19 protein-coding genes and 1 pseudogene are annotated in these 25064 nt (G+C 71.3%); 5 read left to right on the top strand and 15 right to left on the bottom strand.

What is annotated here, in order from left to right:
- Nucleotides 1-59: 59 nt before the first annotated feature.
- From CEB94_RS14350 to CEB94_RS14335, 4 genes are all read left to right on the top strand, one after another.
- Nucleotides 60-815, top strand: coding sequence for a GntR family transcriptional regulator (locus tag CEB94_RS14350; RefSeq protein ID WP_175432598.1), 756 nt, complete (start codon nt 60-62; stop codon nt 813-815).
- A gap of 335 nt (nt 816-1150) precedes the next feature.
- Nucleotides 1151-2815, top strand: coding sequence for an energy-dependent translational throttle protein EttA (gene ettA, locus CEB94_RS14345; protein ID WP_175432597.1), 1665 nt, complete (start codon nt 1151-1153; stop codon nt 2813-2815).
- Nucleotides 2816-2821: 6 nt separating this feature from the next.
- A complete protein-coding gene (locus CEB94_RS14340; protein WP_175432596.1) occupies nt 2822-3235 on the top strand; it encodes an acyl-CoA thioesterase in 414 nt (137 codons plus the stop codon).
- Entirely contained in the window at nt 3232-3900 is a 669-nt protein-coding gene (locus CEB94_RS14335) for a DUF8010 domain-containing protein (protein WP_175432595.1), read from the top strand. The genes CEB94_RS14340 and CEB94_RS14335 overlap by 4 nt, the downstream gene beginning before the upstream one ends.
- A gap of 18 nt (nt 3901-3918) precedes the next feature.
- Here CEB94_RS14335 and CEB94_RS14330 read toward each other — a convergent pair whose 3' ends face one another.
- Nucleotides 3919-4332 (bottom strand): globin, encoded by a 414-nt coding sequence (locus tag CEB94_RS14330; RefSeq protein ID WP_175432594.1) that lies wholly within the window; start codon nt 4330-4332, stop codon nt 3919-3921.
- A gap of 59 nt (nt 4333-4391) precedes the next feature.
- On the opposite strand from CEB94_RS14330, the gene CEB94_RS14325 reads away from it, so the two are divergent.
- On the top strand, nt 4392-5375 hold the full coding sequence (locus CEB94_RS14325) for a methyltransferase domain-containing protein (protein WP_175432593.1): 984 nt from the start codon (nt 4392-4394) through the stop codon (nt 5373-5375).
- A 6-nt stretch (nt 5376-5381) separates the two neighbouring features.
- On the opposite strand, the pseudogene CEB94_RS14320 reads toward CEB94_RS14325, so the two are convergent.
- The 14 genes and pseudogenes from CEB94_RS14320 to CEB94_RS14255 form a co-directional block, all read right to left on the bottom strand.
- A pseudogene (locus tag CEB94_RS14320) lies at nt 5382-6817 on the bottom strand (FHA domain-containing protein).
- A 32-nt stretch (nt 6818-6849) separates the two neighbouring features.
- Entirely contained in the window at nt 6850-8196 is a 1347-nt protein-coding gene (locus CEB94_RS14315; protein WP_175432592.1) for a vWA domain-containing protein, read from the bottom strand.
- A 99-nt stretch (nt 8197-8295) separates the two neighbouring features.
- Nucleotides 8296-9711, bottom strand: a complete 1416-nt coding sequence (locus CEB94_RS14310) for a PP2C family protein-serine/threonine phosphatase (RefSeq protein ID WP_175432591.1) — start codon at nt 9709-9711, stop codon at nt 8296-8298.
- Between the two features lie 3 nt (nt 9712-9714).
- Nucleotides 9715-12279: a serine/threonine-protein kinase gene (locus tag CEB94_RS14305; protein WP_175432590.1), complete on the bottom strand. Its 2565-nt coding sequence runs from the start codon at nt 12277-12279 to the stop codon at nt 9715-9717.
- 17 nt (nt 12280-12296) lie between these two features.
- Nucleotides 12297-13634, bottom strand: a complete 1338-nt coding sequence (locus tag CEB94_RS14300) for a hypothetical protein (RefSeq protein ID WP_175432589.1) — start codon at nt 13632-13634, stop codon at nt 12297-12299.
- Between the two features lie 79 nt (nt 13635-13713).
- A complete protein-coding gene (locus tag CEB94_RS14295) occupies nt 13714-14703 on the bottom strand; it encodes a glutamate ABC transporter substrate-binding protein (protein ID WP_381104601.1) in 990 nt (329 codons plus the stop codon).
- 59 nt (nt 14704-14762) lie between these two features.
- On the bottom strand, nt 14763-16214 hold the full coding sequence (locus CEB94_RS14290; protein WP_175432588.1) for a hypothetical protein: 1452 nt from the start codon (nt 16212-16214) through the stop codon (nt 14763-14765).
- 438 nt (nt 16215-16652) lie between these two features.
- Complete coding sequence (locus CEB94_RS14285; protein WP_175432587.1) at nt 16653-17624, bottom strand: N-acetylglucosamine kinase; 972 nt, start codon at nt 17622-17624, stop codon at nt 16653-16655.
- Nucleotides 17615-18880 (bottom strand): 6-phospho-beta-glucosidase, encoded by a 1266-nt coding sequence (locus tag CEB94_RS14280; protein WP_175432586.1) that lies wholly within the window; start codon nt 18878-18880, stop codon nt 17615-17617. Before CEB94_RS14280 ends, CEB94_RS14285 begins: the two co-directional genes overlap by 10 nt.
- 89 nt (nt 18881-18969) lie before the next feature.
- A complete protein-coding gene (locus tag CEB94_RS14275) occupies nt 18970-19863 on the bottom strand; it encodes a carbohydrate ABC transporter permease (protein WP_175432585.1) in 894 nt (297 codons plus the stop codon).
- Nucleotides 19860-20804, bottom strand: a complete 945-nt coding sequence (locus CEB94_RS14270) for a carbohydrate ABC transporter permease (protein WP_175432584.1) — start codon at nt 20802-20804, stop codon at nt 19860-19862. The genes CEB94_RS14275 and CEB94_RS14270 overlap by 4 nt, the downstream gene beginning before the upstream one ends.
- A gap of 3 nt (nt 20805-20807) precedes the next feature.
- Complete coding sequence (locus CEB94_RS14265) at nt 20808-22145, bottom strand: ABC transporter substrate-binding protein (protein WP_175432583.1); 1338 nt, start codon at nt 22143-22145, stop codon at nt 20808-20810.
- Nucleotides 22146-22206: 61 nt separating this feature from the next.
- Nucleotides 22207-23418: an ROK family transcriptional regulator gene (locus CEB94_RS14260; protein WP_175432582.1), complete on the bottom strand. Its 1212-nt coding sequence runs from the start codon at nt 23416-23418 to the stop codon at nt 22207-22209.
- A 272-nt stretch (nt 23419-23690) separates the two neighbouring features.
- The gene (locus CEB94_RS14255; protein ID WP_175432581.1) at nt 23691-24797 is read right to left on the bottom strand and encodes a mechanosensitive ion channel family protein; all 1107 of its coding nucleotides are present in this window, start codon (nt 24795-24797) and stop codon (nt 23691-23693) included.
- Between the last annotated feature and the right edge of the window lie 267 nt (nt 24798-25064).

Raw genomic sequence — 25064 nt, 5'->3', positions numbered from 1 at the left:
GCGATCACTTTGAGTGAAGCTAGTTAACTAGATTAGGGCTAGTGGACTAGATTTTCCATATGCCTGAGCAGCCGCCCTACCTCCGCATCGCCGACGAACTCCGGCGGCGGATCGCTGAGCATGTGTGGGAGCCGGGGGACCGGCTGCCCTCCCGTGCCCAGATCGGCCAGGAGTGCGGCGTGGGCGAGAACGTGGTGCGCCGGGCTCAGGAGTTGCTGATCTCCCAGGGGGTGCTGGAAGGCCGCGCCGGATCGGGGACCTACGTCGCCGAGCCCCGGCAGCGGGTGCGGGTCGTCCGGTCGTCTGCGCGCGAGCAGCCCGAGAAGTCACCCTTCCGTGCCGATATGAGAGCCCTGGGCAAACAAGGCGACTGGGAGAGTAAGACCGACGCCAAGGTGCCGGCCCCGGCCGCCATTGCAGCCCGGCTCGGCATCGCCGAGGGCGACCTGTGCGTCAGGACGTCATACGAGTTCCTGGCCGACGGCAGGCCGGTGCAGCTGTCGACGAGCTGGGAGCCCTACGACCTCACCGCCGGCACCCTCGTCGTTCTCCCCGAGGGAGGCCCGCACGCCGGGGCCGGTGTCGTGAACCGCATGGCCGCGATCGGCGTCACCGTCAGCCACGCCGTGGAACAGCCGGAGCCGCGACAGGCGACCGCCGAGGAGGCCTCTCTTCTGGGCATCCAGAAGGCCACACTCGTCACGCACATCCGGCGGACGTACTACAGCGACCAGGGGCGGCCCGTCGAGACAGCGGACATCGTCGTGCCCGCCGCTCACTGCGAGATCGTCTACGAGATCCCGATCAACCGGTAGGCACAGGCTTTCGCGTGGGCGGGCTGTCCCGGTGCTTCGACGCGTCCACGTCGTGTAAGCGGTGAGGGCGGTCAACCCTGCCGTTCACGTCGCGACGGTGCCCCAATCCCGTACAGCGGTGCCGTTAAGTGATCACCCCTGGGCCGTCTCTGGGCCGTGCGAGAGTGCCCGAGGCGGACCAATGGCGACCGACAGTGACAGTCGAGTCTCAGCCGCTCACCACGAACCCCCAGGTCACAGCCCCCCACCCATACGCGTTTCCACCTAGGGGTGGCGGTACGGCAAGATGGGGTGTATCTGCCCACTGCCAGTTTCAAGCTGCCGGACGGTTTCTCTTGGCTGAGTTCATTTACACCATGCGCAAGGCGCGCAAAGCGCACGGCGACAAGGTGATCCTCGACGACGTGACGACCAGCTTCCTGCCGGGGGCGAAGATCGGCGTCGTCGGCCCGAACGGCGCCGGCAAGTCGACGATCCTGAAGATCATGGCCGGCATCGAGCAGCCGTCCAACGGTGACGCCTTCCTCACTCCCGGTTACACGGTCGGCATCCTGCTCCAGGAGCCCCCGCTGACCGAGGACAAGACCGTCCTGGAGAACGTCCAGGAGGGTGTCGCCGGGATCAAGGGCAAGCTCGACCGGTTCAACGAGATCGCCGAGCAGATGGCGACCGACTACACCGACGAGCTCATGAACGAGATGGGCAAGCTCCAGGAGGACCTCGACCACGCCAACGCGTGGGACCTGGACGCTCAGCTGGAGCAGGCCATGGACGCCCTGGGCTGCCCGCCCGGCGACTGGGCCGTCACCAACCTGTCCGGCGGTGAGCGCCGCCGCGTCGCGCTGTGCAAGCTGCTGCTCGAGCAGCCCGACCTGCTGCTGCTCGACGAGCCCACCAACCACCTCGACGCCGAGTCGGTGAACTGGCTGGAGCAGCACCTGGCCAAGTACCCCGGCACCGTCGTCGCGGTCACCCACGACCGGTACTTCCTCGACAACGTCGCCCAGTGGATCTGCGAGGTCGACCGCGGTCGCCTCTACCCCTACGAGGGCAACTACTCCAAGTACCTGGAGACCAAGGCCGCCCGCCTCAAGGTCGAGGGGCAGAAGGACGTCAAGCGGCAGAAGCGGCTCAAGGAAGAGCTGGAGTGGGTGCGGTCCAACGCCAAGGGGCGTCAGGCCAAGTCCAAGGCGCGTCTGGCCCGCTACGAGGAGATGGCCGCCGAGGCCGACAAGATGCGGAAGCTGGACTTCGAGGAGATCCAGATCCCGCCGGGCCCGCGCCTGGGCAGCATCGTCGTCGAGGTCAACAACCTCAGCAAGGGCTTCGGCGACAAGCTGCTCATCGACGACCTCAGCTTCACGCTGCCGCGGAACGGGATCGTCGGCATCATCGGACCGAACGGTGCCGGTAAGACGACCCTGTTCAAGATGATCCAGGGCATCGAGGAGCCGGACTCCGGCTCCATCAAGGTCGGCGACACCGTCAAGATCTCCTACGTCGACCAGAGCCGCGAGAACATCGACCCGAAGAAGTCGCTGTGGGCCGTCGTCTCCGACGAGCTGGACTACATCAACGTGGGCCAGGTCGAGATGCCGTCGCGTGCCTACGTCTCGGCCTTCGGGTTCAAGGGGCCGGACCAGCAGAAGGCGGCCGGCGTGCTCTCCGGCGGTGAGCGCAACCGGCTGAACCTCGCGCTCACCCTCAAGCAGGGCGGCAACCTGCTGCTCCTCGACGAGCCGACGAACGACCTCGACGTCGAGACCCTGAGCAGCCTGGAGAACGCGCTGCTGGAGTTCCCGGGTGCGGCCGTGGTCGTCTCCCACGACCGGTGGTTCCTGGACCGGGTCGCCACGCACATCCTCGCCTACGAGGGCGAGTCCAAGTGGTTCTGGTTCGAGGGCAACTTCGAGTCGTACGAGAAGAACAAGATCGAGCGGCTCGGTCCGGACGCCGCCCGTCCGCACCGCGCCACCTACAAGAAGCTGACCCGGGGCTGATCGATCTTGCGGCACATCTACCGCTGCCCGCTGCGCTGGGCGGACATGGACGCGTACGGCCACGTCAACAACGTGGTGTTCCTCCGCTACCTGGAGGAAGCCCGTATCGACTTCCTGTTCCGCCCGGAGAAGGACTTCAAGCAGGGGTCCGTGGTGGCACGCCATGAGATCGACTACAAGCGGCAGCTCGTGCACCGGCACCACCCGGTGGACATCGAGCTGTGGGTCACCGAGATCAGGGCCGCGTCCTTCACCCTCACCTACGAGGTGAAGGACGACGACCAGGTCTATGTGCGGGCCGCGACGGTGATAGTGCCGTTCGACTTCGAGGCGCAGCGCCCGCGCCGGATCACCGCGGAGGAACGCGAGTTCCTCCGCGAGTACATGGATGATCCCGAGGAAGAGGCCGTCGCCGCATGACGGTCCTCCACCTCGCCGACGAGGGGGAGGCGGCGGATCTCGCGGCCTTCCTCTCCCGGCTGCTCCACTACGACCGTGGGGCCGCGGTGCGTCTGCAGGCCGCGGGCACCGCACTGGCCGTGTTCGGGCGGCCGCCGTCCTTCGAGGTGCTGGCCGTGCGGGCGGTGCGGCTGGCGAAGCCGTACGAGAAGGGGCTCGAGGTCACGCTGGACGTGACCGTGTCCGCCGGTGAGTTCCTGGAGTCGGTGGACGAGAAGGCCGGCACGGCCGTCGTGCCGGGTGCCGTGACCGGGCCGCCGTGGGCCGGACTGCTGCCGCCCCGCGGGGGGTGGCAAGCCGAGCCGGGGCTTCCGGCGCCGGAAGCCCTGCGCTCCCTGGTCGCCGCCGTCGTCGCCGAGTTCCGCTCCCGTACGCAGGAGTTGCCCTCCGAGCGGCGGACGCGGGCCGAGCTGGACCGGATCGGACGCGACATCTGGTCCCGTACGGTCGGGGACACCCCGCTTCCCGTCCGGGCCGTGCACGCGGCGCAGTCCCTCGGCTTCCTGCGGCCGGGGGTGCCGCCGGCGCTGTTCTCGTCGGGCGCGTGGCTGAGGCTGCGCACGCCGTACGGGTCCATCGCCGTACGACGTGCCGGACTCGGGGCGCTGGACGTCAGCGTCCGCTGACCGGGCCCCGGGCGGGCGTCAGCCGGCGGTGTTGACCATCGAGGCCGCCGCGTACGTCAGGTAGTTCCACAGGGTGTGCTCGTGCTCCTCGGACAGGCCGAGCTCCTCGACGGCGACCCGCATGTGCTTCAGCCACGCGTCGTGCGCCGCCCGGTCGACCGCGAAGGGCGCGTGCCGCATCCGCAGCCGCGGGTGGCCGCGGTTCTCGCTGTACGTCGTGGGGCCGCCCCAGTACTGGATGAGGAACAGCGTGAAGCGCTCCTCGGCCGGGCCCAGGTCCTCCTCGGGGTACATGGGCCGCAGCAGCGGGTCCTCGGCGACTCCCTCGTAGAAGCGGTGGACGAGCCGACGGAAGGTCTCCTCCCCGCCGACCTGCTCGTAGAAGGTCTGCTCCTGAAGTGTGCCGCGCCGAATCTCATTCACGCGATCCATGGTCTCAGACGCCGCGGCATAGGACTCAGGACCTAGGACCCTGCCCCTACTGTGGAGACATGGGCGGCCACGCATCCGGCAGGGAACTCGACGGTCTCGCCGCCGCCGCGCGGGCGGCGCTGGTGCGGCGGATCGAGGCGAGCGGCGCCTGGGCCGCCGATCCGGGCTGGCGGGAGGCGTTCGCGGCGGTCCCACGGCACCTCTTCGTGCCGTACTACTACGTCGGCGTCGCCGGCGGCTACGAACGCCGCTGGGGCGAGAGCACCGACCCCGGGGCGCGGGAGCGGTGGATGCGGGGCGCCTACGAGGACACCCCGCTGGCCACCCGGCTGCGCGACGGCGAGCTGCTGTCGTCCAGCAGCCAGCCGTCCCTGATGGCGGACATGCTGGCCGCGCTGGGCGTCGCTGACGGCCATACGGTCCTGGAGATCGGCGCCGGTACCGGCTACAACGCGGCGCTGCTGGCCCACCGGCTGGGCGACGACAAGGTCACCACCGTCGACCTCGATCCGGAGATCACCGAGTCGGCCCGCCGGCATCTGGCAGCCGCCGGGTACCACCCGGTCGTCGTCACCGGCGACGGCGCCCGGGGCGTGCCGGAGCGCGCGCCGTTCGACCGGATCATCGCCACCTGCGCCCTGAGCACCGTCCCGCGCGCCTGGGTCGCCCAGAGCCGCCCGGGCGGCCGGATCCTCATGCCGCTCGCCACCGGCCTGATCGTGCTCACGGTGGCCGGCGCCGGGCACGCCGAGGGGCGCTTCCTGCACACGCCCGCCTACTTCGTGCCGCTGCGCGGCGCCGGCCGGCCCGGGGGCGAGCCGGTCCAGCTGGGCGGGGTGCCGCGCCGGGCTCGGGAGGACGACCTGTTCCGCTTCCTGCTGGCCCTGACCCGCGGCAGCCTCGATCCGCAGGAGGCGCACGCGCTCTGGGAGCAGGAGGGCAGGCCGCAGCGCGAGCGCTACGGCATCACGGTCAGGGGTGAGCGGGAGTGGGCCTGGCTGGACGACCCGGAGGGGCCGTATGCCTGGCCCCTCCCGTCGTGACGGGGCTCAGCCGCGGCGGATCGTGATCGTCGTCCAGGCGCCCACGTGCACCCGGTCGCCGTCCTGGAGCGGTACGGGGACGAACGGCTGGATCGGCTCCTCCGAGCCGTTGACCGTCGTGCCGTTCGTCGAGTTCTGGTCGACGACCGCCCAGCTGCCGTCCGGCTGCTGGACCAGCACCGCGTGTTGGTGCGAGACGCCCGGGTCCTCCGGCGGCACCGACAGATCGATGTCCGGGGACTCGCCCGTGGAATGCCGGCGGCGGCCGATCGTGAGCTGGTTGCCGGTGAGCCGGCGCTGCTGCTCGGGCGAGTACGCGGGCAGGTTCAGACCCGTGGCCTCCGGGCCGGAGCGCTGCATCATCGCCATGAAGTAGTCGCGGTCCGGGCCGATGGTCGCGGTCCACGTCGCCGGTCCCTGCGGAGCCTGGGGCTGCTGCGGGAAGGCGCCGGGGCCGGGCGGGGCCTGGGTCGCTCCGGGCTGCGGGTAGCCGTAGCCGCCACCCTGACCGGGGCCGCCCGGGCCGGACGACGGTGGGGAGATCACCCAGTCGTCGTCACCGCCGCCGAAGGACGGACCGCCCTGCTGCGGAGGCCGCTGGGTCTCCTGCGGGAATCCGGGCGGGGCCGGCGGGCCGGACTGGTGGTAGGCCTGCGGAGCGCCACCGGGACCACCAGGGCCACCGGGACCGCCGGGTCCGGGCGGGGGCGGGACCGGCCGGGAGGGGTCGGCACCGAATCCGGGCGGGCCGGGAGGACCCCCGTGACCACCGGGGCCGCCATGACCACCGGGGCCACCCGGGCCGCCGGGACCGGGGTAGCCGCCGGGGCCCTCATGACCACCAGGGCCGGGGTAGCCACCGGGGCCCTCATGACCACCGGGGTCACCAGGGCCACCAGGGCCGCCGGGACCACCGGGGCCGGGGTAGCCGCCGGGGCCGCCCTGGCCGGGACGGCCGGACGGGTCGCCGCCGAACGGCGGGATCGGCTCGGCCGGACGGTTCATCTGCGAGGGACGGGAGCCCTGGTACTCGTAGGAGTCACCACCGCCGTACGACGGGCCGGGCGGACTCTGCCGGCCCGGTGGCTGGAAACGCACGCCGGGGCCGGGCGGCGGGGCCGCGGGGGTGTACGACGTCGCCGTGTTCGTCAGGAAGTTCCACCGGCACTCCTCGCAGAACGGGGCGCCGCCCTCACGCGGCGTGCGGCACTGCGGGCAGAGCTCCGGTTCGGCGTTCGGTACGGCGGACAGGTGCGGCGGGCGTCCACCGGGCTGGCCGCCGTGGCCCTGGGGCCACCCTGGCCGGCGGGGGGCGGGAAGCCGTAGCCGCCGGGCGGGGGCGGCGGGGGAGGAGGCGGAGGCACGGCACCCGCCATGCGGTGACCGCAGACCTCGCACCAGTCGTCGGAACCCGACTGGTGTCCGTTCGGGCAGGTCGGCATGTCGGCGCGTCCCTCCTTCGATCTCTTCCAGGTCACTTCTTGACACGAACAGTCTTGGTGGACCGGGTTTCGAGCGTCATCTCGTCCGCCTCCGCGACCTTCGCCTTCAGTCGCACAGTACCGGTCGCGGCATCGACCACGTCCACCACCTTCGCAAGCAGTTTCGCAGTATCGGCGTTCCCGGATGCACTCGCGAGCTGAACGGCCCGGCCCAGTTTGGCCGTTGCTCCGTCCATATCTCCGGACTTGCGGAGATCCAGCCCTTGTTGGATGACTTGTGCCAGTTCGGCCTGCCCGGTGTAGTGGGCGACCTGAGGGTTGATCGACGTCGAGGCGACCATGTCGTCCGTCCACACGGCCCGCACCAGGCCCTGCGCGCCGAGGTTCTGGACGCTGCCGTCGGGCTGCGGAATGACCAGTGAGATCCGGGCCGCCAGCATCTCCTGCCCGATGTGCGCGACCGGGACCTCGACGCAGACGTGGTAGTCACGGGACTCGTCTCCCCAGGAACCGAGGGGATAGTCGCCGGCGCGCGGGCCCGCCTCGGTGCGCCGGCCGGTCAGGTCCTCGACCGTGGGCGCGACCTGCTTGACGAATTTCACGGTCGTGTCGACCGGGGTCCACAGCCGCAGCGAGACGTCCGCGACCTCCTTGCCCATCGCCGTCTCCATCATCCGCGTGAAGTCGGCGGCCAGCGCGGCCGGATCGGCGACGATGTCGGCGGTGCCGAGCAGGGCGGAGGCGATCCCTGTGACTTCTTTCACTTCCCAGTCGGTGCCCACGCCCCGTGCGTCACACGTGAAGCGCCCGGCGCACGCGTCGAGTGCGGCCTTCAGGTCCTGGGGCGACTCGTGCTCGTTGCGGCCGTCGGTGAGCAGGATGCCGTGCCGGATCGCGACGTCTGCGGAGGACAGCAGGCGGTCGGCCAGTTTCAGCCAGGTGCCGATGGCGGTGCCGCCGCCGGCGCTGAGCGAGCGCAGCGCCTGTTTGGCCTGCTCGCGGGTGGCGGCGTCGGCGACCGCGACGCGCCCGCCGCCCGGGTAGACCTCCTTGGCCACGTGCGTCCCGCTGATCACCGCGAAGTGCACGCCGTCGCGCAGGGTGTCGATCGCGGCGGCCGTGGCGTCGCGGGCGTTGCGCATCTTGGTGGGCGGGTAGTCCATCGAACCCGAGCAGTCGACCATGATCGCCACGGCCGCGGACGGGCCCTGGCCGGGCGAGTAGAGGTGGGGCGCCGCGACCGCGCTGCCGATCGTGCCGCCGCCGGTCGCCGTCACCGTGACGATGGCGTTGACCTCGCCGGCGCCCTCCGGCAGGTACTCGTTCTGGTACACGTCCACCGAGAACTGGGGCACGTTCGACTTCGAGAAATTGGCCATGCCTGCTTCGATCCCCCTCCAAAGCCCCCGCCGCGGCGGGGTGATGACGGTAGGCGGACCGGTCCCCTCCGGTCCGCCGAGGCGTCCCCGTACGCGGCCTCAGGCCGATCCTGCCCCCTGGGGCACGGCAGGGAACGGCACGAGCGCCACTGTTACGTTGTCGTGGCCCCCGCCGTCCAGGGCGTGGCCGACGAGCACCCGGGCGCTGTGCAGCGGATGCGCGGCGGCGTCGAGCGGGACGACCCGGGCCATCTCCTCGGCCGCCTCCGCGTAGTTCCACAGGCCGTCCGTGCAGACCACCACCACGCCCGGCCGGTCCGGCTTGAACGCGGCGGTGTGCGGTTCCAGCTCGTAGGCGTCCGCGCCGAGCCAGCCGGTGATCGCGTGGGCGCGCTCGTCGGCGTAGGCCTCGGCCTCGTTCATCAGGCCCGCGGCGACCATCTGCGCGGCCCACGAGTCGTCCTCGGTGAGCCGGGCCGGGGGAGCGCTGCGGTCGACCGGGACCCAGTAGGCGCGGCTGTCGCCGACCCAGCCGACGATCAGCAGGCCCGACGTCACCACGGCGCCGACGATGGTGCAGGCGGGGGCGTTCTGATGGGGGGCCTGCTCGCGGACCGTGGCGGGTTCCCCGGCGAGGGAGTTGACGGCACGCGAGGCGGCGAGGATCGCGTCGTGCATCGCCTGCTGCGGGTGCGTGCCGCGCGGCAGGGCCGCCAGCAGCGTCTCGCCGGCCGCCTTCGAGGCCGCCGCGGAGGCATCGTCGGGGCGGGTCGCCGAGGAGACGCCGTCGCAGACGACCGCGACGGAGGCGGGGGAGCCGTCGGGCAGCGCGGTGGTGCCGATGGCGAACGCGTCCTCGTTGCGGTGGTGGCGCAGACCGCGGTCGCTGACCGCGGCCACCGGGCCGGACTCCTGCTCCATGTGGTCCCGTTCGCGCGGCTGGGCGTGGCCGCAGTTCTCGCAGTAGCCGTCGTCGTCCACGCGGCCGGCCCGGCAGGCGACGCAGACCTTGCCGCCGGCGCCCGCGGCCTGGGCCGCCGGCTCGGCGGACACCCGTGGGTCCGGTGCCTGGAGGAGGTACTCGTCGGGCTGTGTCTGGTAGATCTCCGGCGACGCGGCGGGCCCGTCGGGCTGCTGCGGCCGGTCGAAGCGCACGCCCCCGGCCGCGGCCGGGGGGGCGCCGGGGGGCGGGGGCGTCTCGGGCGGCAGGGCGGAGCCGCCGGAGTCCGTGCCCGGCAGGTCCGTCGGCAGGTGCACCGCGTCCGGGCCGCCCGCGCCGTCCGGCCCGGGGGCGGGCCAGGCCGCGCCGGCGGGTGGCGCCGGCGGGGGCTCGGCATACGCACCGGCCGGAGTGCCCTGCGCGGGCACCGAGCCGTTCATGGTGATGGTCGGGTTGTCCTGAGGCCGTGCCGGCACGGCGGACAGGTCGTATCCGCACGCGCCGCAGAAACGGTCACCCGACTCGAGGGGTTCCTCGCAGCTCGGGCAGGCGGACAACTGGGGCATCTGCGACATCAACTACACCCACGTCCGGGGGCGGTAACGATTGGCACGTTCCACCAGGTCGATCCTCTCCTCGCCGCCCCGCGCCAGCCGGGCCAGCGTGCGGTACGAGCGCTCCAGGCCGAAACGCAGGCCCCGCTCGTCCAGGCCGCTGCCGAGCAGCGTCCGTCCCCCGGCGGCGGGAGGGGCGGAACCCTGGCCCCCGGAGAGTACCCAGTCCAGCGCGCAACCGAGGACTTCGGCCGACAACTGCTCGCGTCGCGCCGGATCCAGACCGTACGCCTCCAGCGCCTCGACCTGCGCCGCGGCGGCCGTCAGATCCTCCAGGAACGGTGCGTCGGAGGCGGTCGCCGTACGCCGGCGCAGCCGCGCCCGGACGGCCGCCACCCGCGCGGCCGTGTAGTGGATGGAGGACTCCGGGACCGACTCCAGCGTCCGCACGGCACCGCGCCGGTCCCCCGTCGCCAGCTGGACGCGGGCCAGGCCGAACGCGGCGCTCACATAGCTCGGGTCGGTCGACCACACCAGCCGGTAGTACTCGGCGGCGTTGTCGAGCTGGCCCAGCACCTCCGCGCACAGGCCGAGCGCCAGCTTGGGCGCGATCTCGCCCGGGAAGGCGTCGTAGATGGCGTCGAAGGCGAGCGCGGCGCCCTCGTCGTCGCCCGTCACCAGCGCGGCCAGGCCCCGGTACCAGACCACCCGCCAGTCGTCGGGCCGCTCGCCCTCCAGCGCGACCAGCGCCTGCAGCGCGGCGGTCGGATCACCGGTCTCCAGCCAGGCCCGGATGTGCCGGAGTCGCGTCTCGATCGACGGTGCCGGGGCGGCGGCCAGGGCGCCGAGCAGTTCGGCCGGGGCCGAGGTCATCAGGCCCGCGAGGAAACCGGCGTTGGGGTCGGTCGGGTCGACGCGGGGGACGGGCAGGGCGAAGGCCGCGGCGGGGGCGTCGACGGGCTTGACGAGGCTGTGCGGGCTCTCGGGCCTCTGCGGGTGGGGCAAGGCGGCAGGAGTGCCCGCGCCCGCCCGGGGCCGCACCACCCGGGCTCCCAGGCGGGACACCTCGCCGTCCGGTTTCGGGAACAACTCCGTGTCCGTCACCCGCAGTTCCGGACCGAACAGCGTGGACAGGGCCGGGCGGGCGCGGCCCGTCTGGAGGGAGACGACCTCCCGCAGGACGCCCGTCAGCTGCTCGGTCATCTCCTGCGCGGAGGCGAACCGGCGGGCCGGGTCGGGGTCCGTGGCGCGGACCAGGAGCCGGTAGAACGACTCGTACTGCCGGAACACCTCGATGTGGTCCGGGTCGGGAAGGGAGTCGGCGTAGACGTTCGTGTAGCCCTGGAAGTCGAAGGTCAGGACGGCCAGGGTGCGGGCGACCGTGAAGAGGTCGCTCGCCACCGACGGGCCCGCCTCGGCCACCTCCGGGGCCTGGTAGCCGACCGTGCCGTAGATGGCCGACTCCTCGTCGTCCATCCGGCGCACCGCGCCCATGTCGATCAGCTTCAGCTGGTCCTCGGTCTGGATCGCGTTGTCGACCTTGAAGTCGCAGTACAGCAGGTTCCGGCTGTGCAGGTGCCCGAGCGCCTCCAGCGCCTCGATGCCGTACGCGCAGGCCTGCTCCACCGGCAGCGGGTCACGCCTGCCCTGCGCGGTGCGGCGGGCGTTGGCGATCTCCTTGAGGGACTTGCCGCCGACGTACTCCATGACGATGTAACCGTCGAGCGAACCCGTGCGCTGGTCCAGGTGCTCCACGAAGTTGTAGATCCGCACGATGTTGGCGTGCTCGATCTCCGCGAGGAAGCGCCGCTCGGAGATCGCCGCCGCCATCGCGTCCTGGTCGCCCGTGTCCAGCAGGCCCTTGAGGACCACCCAGCGGTCCGAGACCGCCCGGTCGACGGCGAGGTAGATCCAGCCCAGGCCGCCGTGCGCCAGGCAGCCGACCACCTCGTACTGGCCGTGCACCACGTCCCCGGCCCTCAGCTTCGGCACGAACGAGTACGGATGACCGCACTTGGTGCAGAAGCCCTCCGTACGGCCCGGCCGGTCGCCGCGCGCCCGGCCCACCGGGGCGCCGCAGTCGGAGCGCGAGCAGAACCGCTTCCGCTCGGGCACCTCGGGGTTGTCCAGGACCATCTCGCGCGGGTCGGGCCGCGGGATCGGCGGCACCTGCACCAGCCCGGCGCCCAGCCGGCCCCGGGACCCGGAACCGGTGGTCGAGCCCGAGCTGCGCACCGACACCGAGCGGCTCGTCGACTTGCCCGACAGCGACCGCGACAGGCGCCCCGACACCGAGCGGCGGGACTTCGACGACTGGGACGACGTCCGCGAACTGCGGCCGCTGGAGCGGGCACTGCCGCTGCCGGCGGACCCGCGGGAGCCGCCCCTGCCACCGGCGGTGATGCCGGTGGGAGGCGAGCCGACCATGCCTCCCCCGGAGGGGGGACCCCCAGCCGCGACGACCGGGGCGAGACCGCAGGTGTCGCAGTACAGTTCGCCGCCGCCCACGTCCTCGTAGGTGCCGTCGCAGGTGGGGCGCTGGCAGGTGCGTGGAGGCGCGCCGGATGGCTCGTGCGGTGCCTGACTCATGGACTCCCCCTCGTCGCTCATGCGCCCGGCCCCCTCCGGCCGTCCTCGGGCACGCCCTGGTCCGGCACCCGCGGGCCGCCGCCCAGCAGCTCGGCCGCCGCGTGCTGGTAGCGCAGCACCGCCTGCTCGGCGGCGCGCAGGTCGCAGGGGGCGCTCCACAGCATGCGGCGCGCCTTCTCGTAGCGCTCCACCAGCAGCGTGTCCTCGGCGAAGCCGTACCGGGCGACCTTCGCCTTGTACGCGTCCAGCCGGCCGCGCAGTTCGGCGCGGACCGCCAGCGGTGCGGTCACCGCGGTCAACGACTCGCGGGCGCGCAGCAGTTCGTCCTCGGCCTTCTGCTCCAGCGACTCCAGCAGTGGGGACAGCCGGTGCCACTGCGCGTGCCTGCGGTACTCGGCGGCCGCCGCCAGCTGTTCCTGCAACGCGGTCGGCGGGCCGCTGACGACCGGGACCTCCGTCGACGCGATCTTCGCGAGGACCTCGCCCCGGGCGGTGCGCGCTTCGGCGAGTGTGCGGTCCGCGCGGCTGAGGATGTCCCGCAGCTTGACGATCCGCGTCTCGGCGTCCTGACGAACCGTCAACACCGCGTCGATCTCGCGGCGCACCTCCTCCAGGGCGCGGGCCTCGCGGTCGTACACCGTCGTGTCCGGCCTGCCGCCGCCCGGCGCCGAACTGCCCTCCGCGGCCAGCCAGAACGCCAGCGGGTCCGAGATCACCTGCTCGCGCAGCTTCGTCAGTATCCGCGTGATGCGCTCCAGGTCATCGCCCGCGGGGTGCTCGCCGGGGCGCACGCCGACCGAGTGCGCGAGCCGGCGGGTGCGCTGGAGTTCCGCCGCGAGCAGATCGATCCGAGCCGGCAGGGCCGACCAGACCGCGTCCGCGGCGACGACCATGTCCAGGCTCGTCGCGTACAGCTCGTTCATCCGGTCGACGAGGGCGGCGAGCGAGTAGCGCTCGCTGAGTTTCGTCGGACCGCCGTGCAGGGTGGGGGCGTTGGCCGTCGCCGTGGCGCTGCCCGCGACGGTGACCGAGTCGCCGTTCAGCAGCTCCGTCAGCTCCACCAGATCCTCGCGGCTGGACCAGCGGCGGCGGGACCGGATGTCGCGGGCGGAGCGCAGCGCGTCGGTGTACGCGTCGAAGTACGTCCACAGCAGCGTGATCGACGCCTCCGTGGACGTCCAGCGCTCCCGGGTGACGCCGGTGAGCTCGGCGCCCTCCAGGAGTCTGCGGCCCGCGTGGTCCTGCAGGGCGAGGAGCGAGGTCTCGATCGCCTCGTGCTCCGCGCCGAGCCGCGCCAGCGCACGGTCCACCTCGTCCCGGTCCATCACCGGCCCGGTGGATCCCGTGACGCCCATCGATCACCTCTCGCTGCGGTCGTGTGTCGCGTGCCGTCTGTCGTCTTCTGATGTGCGGTGTTCGCGGGTCCAGCAGGTGTCAGGTGGTGCGGAGGTACTGCGGTGCCGGCGGTTCGGACTTCTTCGCATCCTTGCCCAGTGTTGCCGAAAGCCAATGGTTGTACGACGCCTGCCAGCCGTTCGCGGTGTCCTTGCGGTAGTCCACCAGGATCTGGTTGACCCGGCGTACCAGGTCGTCCGCGTCCTTCTTCATGGCCACGCCGTAGTACTCGGCAGTGAAGGCGTCACCCTTGAGCTGGACCGTCGGATCCTGCGCGGCCTGGCTCGCCGCGAGGGCGCCGTCGGTGACCACTGCGTCGACCTCGCCGAGCTGGAGCCGCACCAGGCAGTCGAGTTGGTTCGGGACGGTGGTGGAGATGTCGGTGCTGGCGGGCAGTTCGCCGGCCTTCTGGTCGGCCTCCAGCGTGGAGTACGCCGTGGAGCCGGCCGCCGTGCAGATCCTGCGGTCGGCGAGCGTGTCGTCGTAACCCTTGATGGTGGAGGACTTCGGGGCCAGGACCTGCTGGCCCGTCTTGAAGTAGGGCGCGGAGAAGGCGACGTCGGCGATGCGGGCGCAGTTGATCGTCATGGTGCGGACGACCATGTCCACGCGGCCGTCCTGGATCGCCGGGATGCGCTGGTCGGTGGGGATCGCCTTGAACTGGACGGCGTCCGGGTCGCCGAGGATGTCTTGCGCGATGCGGTGGACCAGGTCGATGTCGAAGCCTTCGAGCTCCGCGGTCGTGCCGCTGTTGGGGTTGCGGTAGCCCCAGCGGTAGCTGTTCTGGTCGACGCCGACGATCAGCTTGCGCTTCTCGCCCTCGCGGTTCTTGATCGCCCGGATGGTGTCGCCGTCGGCGGAGGAGGGGGAGAGGGTCTGCTTCTCCGGGGCCTCGCAGTCTTCTTCCGCTGTGGTCCGGGCGGTTTGCGTGGTCGCGGTGGTGTTCTGGGTGGCCGTCGTGGTCGTGGCGAGCGGCAGGCAGAGGGCCACCAGCGCCACCAGAGCGCAGACGACTGCCATCGCGGTCACTCCGCCCCAGCCCCTGAGCGCGTCTCGCACGGTCGTTCCTCCCCTCGCCCCTGGCCCGTTCACCGGTACTCCGACAGCCTGCGGCCGATGCCCAGGACCGCGCCCGCGGCGCCCAGCACCGCGAGTACGGCCGCGCCGGCCGGCATGCCCGTCAGCGCGTCGCGGCCGTCGCCGGCCGCGCGCTCGAACTCCGTCTCCTCGTGCGCGAGTGCCGTGCGCAGGTTCTCGTCGACGCTGTCGAAGCACTCGCCCGTCGCGCCCTTGGTGCCGATGACCCTGTCCAGCGCCTGCTGGTAGTTGCCGTTCTCGTCCTGCTCGCGGGCGGCGGTGTGGCGCTTCTTCCACTCCGTCATGTTGCCCACGGCGGCGGTGACGGGGCGTTCGCCCGAGGTGTCGTCGGCGAGCTTCTCCGCTGCCTTCAGGTGGGCGGCGAGGGCCTTGATGTCCCTGCCGAAGTCGTAGTCGTAGGCGTCGTACGTTCGTTCGCCGACCTTTTTCGTCTCGGCGCCGCGGGCCACCAGGGTCAGGTTCTCGTTGCCCCTGGCCTTGAGGGAGGCGATGCGCGCGTCGTGCAGGACGTTCAGGGAGCGGACGCCGTGGTCGTAGGAGTCGTTCAGGCCCGCGCGGGCGACGGTGTGGCCGACGACCAGCCAGAGGAGGACGACCGTCGCCGTGGCCGTGGCGGCCACCAGGCCGTGGTTCAGCACCCTGTTCGTCCGCTGGTAGTTGCGGTGCTGGGCCCAGGCGAGGGCGGCCAGGGCGGCGACGCCGAGGGCGATGGCCGCCCAGGGGTAGGGCGTGGCGTCCGCGTAGTCCGCGCTGAGGCGCTGGTTCTCCTTCTTGTACAGGTCCTCGGCCGCCGGGAGCATCTCCTGCTGCATCTTCTCGTTGGCGTAGCGCAGGTAGGCACCGCCCACGGGGAAGCCCTGGCGGTTGTACGTGCGGGCGCGCTCCACGAGGCCCTTGTACTCCGGGAGGAGTCTGTTGAGCTTGGCGATCGTCGCCGTGGACGGGGAGCCCGGCTCGGCGTTGGCCGCGGCGTTGACGAGCTTCTCGGCGGCCGTGCGGATGTCCCGCTCGTAGCGGTCGCGGGTGGCGGACGACTCCTGGCCGCCGGCGAGGAAGCCGCTGGAGGCGGCGGTGTTGGCGTCCGCGAGGGAGCGGTAGATGTCGGCGGCGTCCGAGCTGAGGGGCTGGCTGCGGGTGAGGACGTCGTCGGCGGCGGCCGCGCGATCGGTCATCTGCCAGGCGGTGACGGCGCCGAAGGCGATGACGAGGAGGGCCAGGAGGGCGCCGATGATGCGCAGGCGGCCGGGTTCGGTGGTGGCGGCGGAGCGGAGCTGGTCGAGGCCCTCGGCGAAGGCGGTGCGGCGGGGGCCCGCCGGGGGTGTCGAAGGTGCCGGGGTGTGTGCGGGGGGCCGGGCCGGGGGCGCTGCCTGCGCCGGTACCGCCGGCAGGACGGGCAGGCCCGGGCCGGGTGGTGGCGGGCTGCTCTTCGGCGTGTACGTCACTGTGACCTCCCCCGTGGTCATCCGTCGCCCGCAAGTATCGCTGCCGGGACTGACATCCGCACCGGCCTTGCCTCGATCTTGATCGGATCGCAGCGTGGAGCGTGCTTCGCGCCCCCTTGCACCCCTTGCACCCCCTGCTCAGGAACACGTACGGGGAGGGGGTTCGGTTCCCGTGGGTGGGGGTGCGCGTCCGCTTCGCGTGATCGCCGGGGGTGGGTCGGGGCCGTGTCGGGGGGTGTCCGTCCTCGGAACGGCGCGATGGGGTCTCACGCCGACTGACTGTCCGTTGACGCGCCAACCAGCTGCGGGCGGACACCCCCCGACACGTCCCCTTGCGTATGACGGCGGGTGCGGGTGCGTCGTGGCTTCCGCCCTAGCTGCGGGGACTCGTGCCGCTGGGGGCCGCACCCCGCTGCGCCCGACACCGGACTGTGTGGTTCACACGCCGTAGAACCTCCGCAACTGCCCCTGCGCCCCCTCGCCCGAGCCCACTCTGTCCAGGCCCAGCAGCGCCGCCCCCAGCACCGGGCTCGCCGTCACCACCTGTGGGACCGCCTTGGGGGCGCGCTCTGTGAGCAAGCGGGCGATGTGGCCGTTCAGTTGGGGGTGCCGGGCCGCCAGGACGCCGCCGCCCAGGAGGACGGGGGTCTCCTCGGACAGGAGGTCCAGGCGGGCCAGGGCCACGACCGCCATGGAGACCACCTCCTCGGCCTGGCGTTCCACGAGCGTCCGGGCGATCGCGTCACCGTCGGCTGCCGTGGCGAACAGGACCGGGGTCAGTTCGTGGCGCCGGAGCGCCGGGATGTGCTCCAGGTGCAGTGCCTCGATGAGGGCGTACACGGAGGGCAGGCCGAAGTGGGCGGGGAGGGTGTGGGACAGGGCGGTGGGGGCGCCGCGGCCGTCCTCCGCCCGGGACGCGTGCCACAGGGCCTCCTCGGACAGGCCCCAGCCGCCGCCCCAGTCGCCCGAGACGCGGCCGAGCGCCGGGAAGCGGGCCGTGCGGCCGTCGGGGCGCATGCCCACGCAGTTGATGCCCGCGCCGCAGACGACCGCCACTCCCCGGGGTTCGGTGACACCGGCCCGCAGGATCGCGAAGGTGTCGTTGCGGACCGTCACCGTCGTGCCCCACGCGCGTGCACGCAGCGCCGCGGCCAGTTGCTCCTCCTCGACGGGGAAGTCTGCGTTCGCCAGGCAGGCCGAGACGTGGGCGACCGAGGTGAGCCCCGCGGTGGTGAGGGCCCGCGCCACCGTTTCGGCCAGGCCTTCCATCGCCGTGTCCACGCCCACGGCCGGTGGACGGAAGCCGCCCCCGCGTGCCGTGGCCAGCACTTCCCCGTCCGCCGTCACGATCGCGACGTCCGTCTTGCTGTTGCCCGCGTCGATGGCGAGGACACGTGCGGTCAGGCCCACGCGAGATGCTCCCGGTTGTGCGCGATCAGCCGGTCGGTGAGCGTCTCGGCGTACGTGTACTGGCCGATGAGGGGGTGGGAGAGCAGGGCGCGGAAGACGCGGTCCCTGCCACCGTGCAGGGCCGCCTGGAGGGCCAGGTCCTCGTAGGCCGTTACGTTGGCCATCAAGCCGGCGTAGAGCGGGTTCACAGGCTGCACGGGGAGGGGGGACGCGCCCTTGGCTCCCACCGCCGCCTGGACCTCGATCACCGCGTCGTCGGGGAGGAACGGGAGCGTTCCCCGGTTGTACGTGTTCACCACCTGGTACGGCGTGCCGCCGCCGCCCAGCAGGGCCGCCGCCAGGTCCACCGCCGCCTCCGAGTAGAAGGCACCGCCCCGCTTGCCGAGCAGCCTCGGCTTCTCGTCCAGGGCCGGGTCGGCGTACAGGGCCAGCAACCGGCGTTCCATCTCCGCCACTTCGGCCGCCCGGGACGGCTTCGTCCGCAGTTCCCGTACGACCTCGTCGTGCGCGTAGTAGTAGCGCAGGTAGTAGGAGGGGACCGCCCCCAGGGTGTCGAATAGGGGGCGGGGCAGGCGGAGGTCGGCCGCGATCGTGTCGCCGTGCTCGCCCAGCAGTTCCGGCAGGACGTCCTCGCCCTCCGGGCCGCCGAGGCGTACCGCCGTCTCCCAGGTGAGGTGGTTCAGGCCCACGTGGTCCAGGTGGATCTCGGAAGGCTCCACGGACAGCAGCGCCGCGAACTTGCGCTGCAGGCCGATCGCCACATTGCACAGGCCCACCGCCTTGTGGCCCGCCTGGAGCAGGGCGCGGGTCACGATGCCGACCGGGTTCGTGAAGTCGATGATCCAGGCGTGCGGGTTCCTTCGGCGCACGCGGTCCGCGATGTCCAGGACGACCGGGACCGTGCGCAGGGCCTTCGCGAGGCCGCCGGCGCCGGTGGTCTCCTGGCCCACGCAGCCACATTCGAGGGGCCATGTCTCGTCCTGATCGCGGGCTGCCTGGCCGCCCACGCGGAGCTGGAGGAGGACCGCGTCCGCGCCGTCCACCGCCTCGTCGAGATCGGTGGTGGTGGTGATGCGGCCCGCGTGGTCCTGGCGGGTGAAGATGCGGCGGGCCAGACCGCCCACCAGGTCGAGGCGGTCCCGGGCGGGGTCCATCAGGACCAGTTCCTCGACGGGCAGGGTGTCCCTCAGGCGGGCGAAGCCGTCCACGAGTTCGGGGGTGTAGGTCGAGCCTCCGCCGACCACGGTGAGTTTCACTGAGCGGTCCCTCGCTTCCAGATGCCCGGGACGACGACCATCGGCCGGGGGTCCGGGGGGTGCTCCCCGGGGAGATGCTGCATGTGTCTCTAACCCTTTACTCCGGTGAGCGTGACGCCCTCGACAAACGCCTTCTGGGCGAAGAAGAACACGAGGATCACGGGGGCCATGACCAGCACGGTGGCGGCCATGGTGAGGTTCCAGTCGGTGTGGTGGGCGCCCTTGAACGACTCCAGGCCGTAGGAGAGCGTCCAGGCGCCCGGGTTCTCCGAAGCGTAGATCTGGGGGCCGAAGTAGTCGTTCCACGCGTAGAAGAACTGGAAGAGGGCCACCGCGGCTATGCCCGGTTTCGCCATCGGGAGGACGACCTTGAGCAGCGTGCGCAGGTCGCCGCAGCCGTCCACCTTGGCCGCGTCCACGTACTCGTCGGGGATCGTCGTGAGGAACTGGCGCAACAGGAAGATCGAGAACGCGTCGCCGAACGCCATGGGGATGATCAGCGGCCAGAGCGAGCCGGACAGGTCCAGTTGCTTCGCCCAGAACAGGTACATCGGGATGATGACCACCTGCGGCGGCAGCATCATCATCGAGATGACCAGCATCAGGGTCAGATTGCGGCCGCGGAAGCGGAACTTGGCCAGGGCGTAGGCCACGGGGATCGAGGAGACGACCGTGAGGACGGTGCCCAGGCCCGCGTAGACCAGGGTGTTCTTCCACCAGGTGAGGAAGCCGGGGGTGTCGAAGACCTCGGCGTAGTTGCCCCACTCCCAGGTGTGCGGGATGAGGTCGCGGCTGAGCGCCTGGCTGTCGCTCATCAGGGAGGTGAGGAGGACGAAGACGAACGGGAGCGTGAAGAAGAGGGCCGCCGCGATGCCCAGGGAGTGGATCGCGATCCACTCCAGGAGCGCCCTGCGGTGGGCCGTGCGTTCCGCCGGTGAAGAGGGCGCCTTCGACTCCAGGGGCTTGTCGAGTACCCGCGTCATCGTTCACCTGCCTGGATCAGGCCGCCCCTGCGGCGCATCAGAAGTGCCGTGAAGGCCATGGAGAGGGCGAAGAGGACCAGGGCGACCACGCAGGCCGAGCCGTAGTCGAAGCGCTGGAAGCCCAGGTTGTAGACGAGCTGGGGGAGGGTGAGGGTCGACTTGTCGGGGTAGCCGGGCTCGAACTGCGTTCCCGCGCCCTGGATCACGCCCGAGGCGACCTTCCCGGCGATCAGCGGCTGGGTGTAGTACTGCATCGTCTGGATCACCCCCGTGACGACCGCGAACATGACGATCGGCGAGATGTTCGGCAGCGTCACGTAGCGGAAGCGCTGCCAGGGCGTCGTGCCGTCCAGTTCCGCCGCCTCGTACTGCTCCTTCGGCACGTCGAGCAGGGCGGCCATGAAGATGACCATCAGGTCGCCGATGCCCCAGAGGGCCAGGAGGGTCAGGGCCGGCTTCGACCAGGTGGGGTCGTTGAACCAGCCGGGAGCGGGGAGCCCGATCTGCTCCAGGATCGAGTTGACCGGGCCCGTGCCGGGGTTGAGGAGGAAGGCGAAGGCCATCGTGGCCGCCACGGGCGGGGCCAGGTAGGGCAGGTAGAAGAGGGTGCGGAAGACACCCGTGGCCGTCTTGATCTTGGTGATCAGCAGGCCCACGCCCAAGCCGAAGACGACCCGGAGCGTGACCATGACGACGACCAGCCACAGGGTGTTGCGCAGGGCGGGCCAGAAGAAGGGGTAGTGCTCGAAGACGTACGTCCAGTTCTTCGTGCCCGACCAGACCGGCGGCTTGAAGCCGTCGTACCGCATGAAGGAGAAGTAGACGGTGGAGAGCAGGGGGTAGGCGAAGAAGACCGTGAAGCCGATCAGCCAGGGGGAGAGGAAGGCGAGGGTGCGCAGGGTCGAGCGGCGGTGTCTAGCCCGCAGGGTGGAGGTGCTCATGGCTTACTTCGCCTGCGCGATGTCCGTGTCGATCTGCCGAGCGGTTTCCCGAAGGCCCTTTTTCAGGTCGGTGGCCTTGCCGCTTTCGTAGTCGTAGCCGAACTGCTGGATCGTGGAGAGGTAGACGCCGCCGTTGACGGAGGCGGGGGCCGTGGTGGAGTCCGGGTTCGCGGCGATCTCCAGGAACGTCTTGAAGCGCGGGTCGTACTTCAACTTCGGGGACTTCAGGGCCGCCAGCGTCGAGGGCACGTTGTGGATGGCGTTGGAGAAGTTCACCACCGCGTCCGTGTCCGTGGTCATGTACTTCACCAGCTCCCAGGCCGCGTTCTGCTTTTCGCTGGTCGCGGCGATACCGGCGATGGTGCCGGTGATGTAGCCCTTGCCGTACTGGTCGGCCCGGTCGTCGGGGACGGGCAGCGGGGCCACGCCGATGTCGAACGTCGGCTCGGTGTCCAGGGCCATGCCCAGGCGCCACTCGCCGTCGAGCTGCATGGCGACCTGGCCGGTGTGGAAGGGGTGCTTGGGGCCCCATTCGTCGCCGAGCTTCGAGCGGTAGGTCTCCAGCTTGCGGTAGCCGCCGAGCGCGTCGACCAGCTTCTTCTGGACCGTGAACGCCTTGGCGAAAGCCGGGTCCTCGGCGACGTTCGACTTGCCGTTCTGGTCGAAGTACGTCGGGGAGAACTGGCCGAGGTAGTGCTCGGTGGTGGTCTCCCAGCCGTGGTAGTTCGGCATGAAGCCGAGCTGCTTGTAGGTGTCGCCCTGGGGGATCGTCAGCTTCTTGGCGACCCGCTCGAATTCCGACCAGGTCTTCGGCGGGGCGGCGACACCGGCCTTCTCGAACGCCGTCTTGTTGTAGTAGAGGCCGTAGGCGTCGCCGAGGAGGGGGACCGCGCAGCGGTTGCCGTCGAACCGGGTGTACTCGTTCATGGCCTTCGGGAAGGTCTTCTGCGGGTCGATGCCCGACTTGTCGAAGAACGGATCGAGGTTCACCAGGGCGCCCGAGGAGCAGAACTTTCCGACGCTGTTGGTGGTGAACGACGAGATCACGTCCGGGGCCTTGGCGCCGCCGGTGCGCAGGGCCTGGTTCATCTTGTCGTCCGTCATGTTGCCGACGACGTTGACGTGGATGTTGGGGTGCGCCTTCTCGAATCCGGCGACCAGGTCCTTGACGGCCTTCACCTCCGACGGCGCGCTCCAGGCATGCCAGAAGTTGATGGTCGTCTCCTTGGCCGCGTCGTCGCCCGCACCGGCGTCCGGCTGGCCGGTGCACGCGGTGGCGAGGAGGGCGAGAGAGGCGGATGCGGCGAGCGCGAAGGTCGCTTTTCTGGATGTTCCGGGCATGGCAGAGCTCCCTGAGGCACGGAAGGAAGGAAGAAGGGGAAATACCGGGGGAGGGGTGGGGTCAGCGGGAGGTGTCGAAGACCTCGTCGCGCGTGGTGGCGAGTGCGCTCTCCAGCGCGCCGCGCAGCACGGGGTGTTCACGGACGTCGCCCACGACCAGGCGCGGGCGGGACGCGGCCAGCTCTTCCAGTTCGGCCTGGACGAGGGCGCGCAGCGGCTCGCCGCCCGAGGTGAGGGACGTGCCGCTCAGCACGACGAGCTCGGGGTCGAGGACCGAGACCAGGGAGGCCAGACCGGTGGCCAGCCGGGTCGCGTAGGTCTGCAGGAGGTGCCGGTGGGCGTCGTCGCCGGCCTGTGCCGCCCTGGCCACCAGCTCGGCGGCGGCCTCGGCGTACGGGCCGGGCGGGATGTCCTCGATGCCCAGTTCGCGGGCCAGGCGCGGCACGGCCTGGGAACCGGCCAGCTCCTGGTAGCCGCCGCTGTTGGCCTTGGTGACCTGGCGGACCAGGGGCGTGCCCGGCACCGGCAGGAAGCCGACCTCGCCGGCGCCGCCGGTCCAGCCGCGGTGCAGCCGGCCGCCGAGGACCAGGGCGGCGCCCAGGCCCTCCTGGTTCCACAGCAGCACGAAGTCCGCGTGGCCCCGGGCCGCGCCGAGACGCTGCTCGGCGAGCGCGACCAGATTGACGTCGTTCTCGTACTCGAACGGCATCGGCAGGGCGGCGGCGAGTTCGTCCAGCAGGGTGGGGGAGTGCCAGCCGGGGAGGTGGGAGGCGTAGCGCAGACGGCCGGTGGTGGGGTCGAAGGCGCCGGGGGTGCCGATGACGAGGCGGTGGATGTCGTCCCGGGCGAGACCGGCCGCCTTCACCGCGCCGTCCAGGGCGTCGGTGACCTGCTGGACGACCGGGGTGCCGGAGCGCCTGCCGGGGGTGGGCAGCTCGTGGCGGCCGACCGTGCGGCCGGTGATGTCGGCGACCGCGGCGAGGATCCGCTCGGGGGTGACGTCGAGTCCGGCGGCGTAACCGGCCGCCGGATTGACCTCGTAGAGCTGGGCGCTGGGGCCGGGGCGGCCTTCGGTGGTACCGGTGGCCAGGACGAGGCCCGCCGCCTCCAGACGGGCCAGGAGCTGGGAGGCGGTCGGCTTGGACAGGCCGGTGAGCTTGCCGATCCGGGTGCGGGACAGCTGTCCGTGCTCCAGCAGCAGGTCCAGGGCGGCCCGGTCGTTCATGGCGCGCAGGACGCGCGGGGTGCCCGGCGTGCCGGCGGTTCCTGCCATGCGTGTCCACACCTGCCCTTCGGTTGCTCAGCTTCTCAGTGACCGGGGACAGAAGTCCATCGTCCACTGTTAGGAAAGTTTCCTATCGGTGGGAGGAAGGTAGGCCGGGTGTCGGGCGGGCGTCAATAGGGGACGGCCTGTCGTCATCCGGCATGGGTGAGGGCATGTGTGACGGCGTGAGTGAGGACACGGGTGGGGACATCCGTCGGGACATGCGAAGGGGGGCGGCACACGGCAGGACCGGGTGCCGCCCCCCATGCGAGGAGTGACGGCTACTTCGTGGTGCTCGTCGGTGCGGGCGGCGCGAGCGGGGACGCCGCGGCCGACTGGGGGGACGTCGCGTTCGCGTACACCGACGGGGCGGCCATCCCCGCCGTCGGGTCGGCGGGCTGCTCCCCGGCCGGAGTGGTGGCGCCGCCGACGATCCGGATGTCCGCCGCGTCGAAGGCCCGCTTCACGCGCCAGCGCAGCTCCCGCTCCACGGTCAGGGACTTGCCCGGCATGGTCTTGGCCGAGAGCCGCACGACCATCGAGTCCAGCAGCACGCTGTCCAGGCCGAGGACCTCGATCGGGCCCCACAGCAGCTCGTTCCAGGGCTCCTCGGCGGTCATCTTCCCGGCGACCTCGTCGAGCGTGGCCTTGACCTTGTCCAGGTCCTCGCCGGCGTGGACGGTGACGTCGACGACGGCCGTCGCCCAGCCCTGGGAGAGGTTGCCGATGCGTTTGACCTCGCCGTTGCGGACGTACCAGATCTCGCCGCCGTCGCCACGCAGCTTGGTCACGCGCAGGCCCACCTCGATCACCTCGCCGGAGGCGACGCCCGCGTCGATCGTGTCGCCGACGCCGTACTGGTCCTCCAGGATCATGAAGACGCCCGAGAGGAAGTCGGTGACCAGGTTGCGGGCGCCGAAGCCGATCGCCACGCCCGCGACACCGGCGGACGCCAGCAGCGGAGCCAGGTTGATGTTGAACGCGGAGAGGATCATCAGGGCCGCGGTGCCCATGATGAGGAAGCTCGCCACTGAGCGCAGCACCGAGCCGATCGCCTGCGAGCGCTGACGGCGGCGCTCGACATTGACCAGCAGCCCGCCCAGAGGACTCCCGTCCGAGCTCTGGGCGGTACGGCTCATCCGGTCTATGAGCTTGGTGATCGCCCGCCGCACCGCGACCCTCAGCACCGCCGCTATCGTCAGGACCAGCAGGACCTGCAGACCGATCGCGAGCCACGTCGACCAGTTCTGCTCGACCCAGCCGGCGGCGTTCGTCGCGCTCTCCTGGGCGTCCTGGAGCGAGGGCACTCTCGGAGTCTCCGTGCCCGAGGGGGTCGGCGACGGCGACGGTGACGGACCGGCGGCGAGCAGGACGGCGGACAGGGACACGGCAGGTACCTCCAGGTGCAGCGGTCTGCCCCGGTGCGGTGGTTCGGAGGGGTCAAGGTCACGACTGGGTCACCGAAGGGGCAGAACCACCACACTAACGGGGCATTGTGTGTGCTCTCGAAGAATGTGTGAAGGAGAGACCGTGCTCACCTGGGCTTGAACAGGCCACCATCCGGGGGATGAATGGGATGTGGTCGAAAACACTCCCAGCCCGTTACGGGGACATGGTGGCGCTTCCACCAGGCATGAGGGGAGACTGACTACGAA

The sequence above is a fragment of the Streptomyces hawaiiensis genome (assembly GCF_004803895.1).
Classification (GTDB): Bacteria; Actinomycetota; Actinomycetes; order Streptomycetales; family Streptomycetaceae; genus Streptomyces; species Streptomyces hawaiiensis.
Note: the sequence above shows the minus strand (reverse complement) of the source record. Positions and strands in the feature narration are given on the sequence as shown.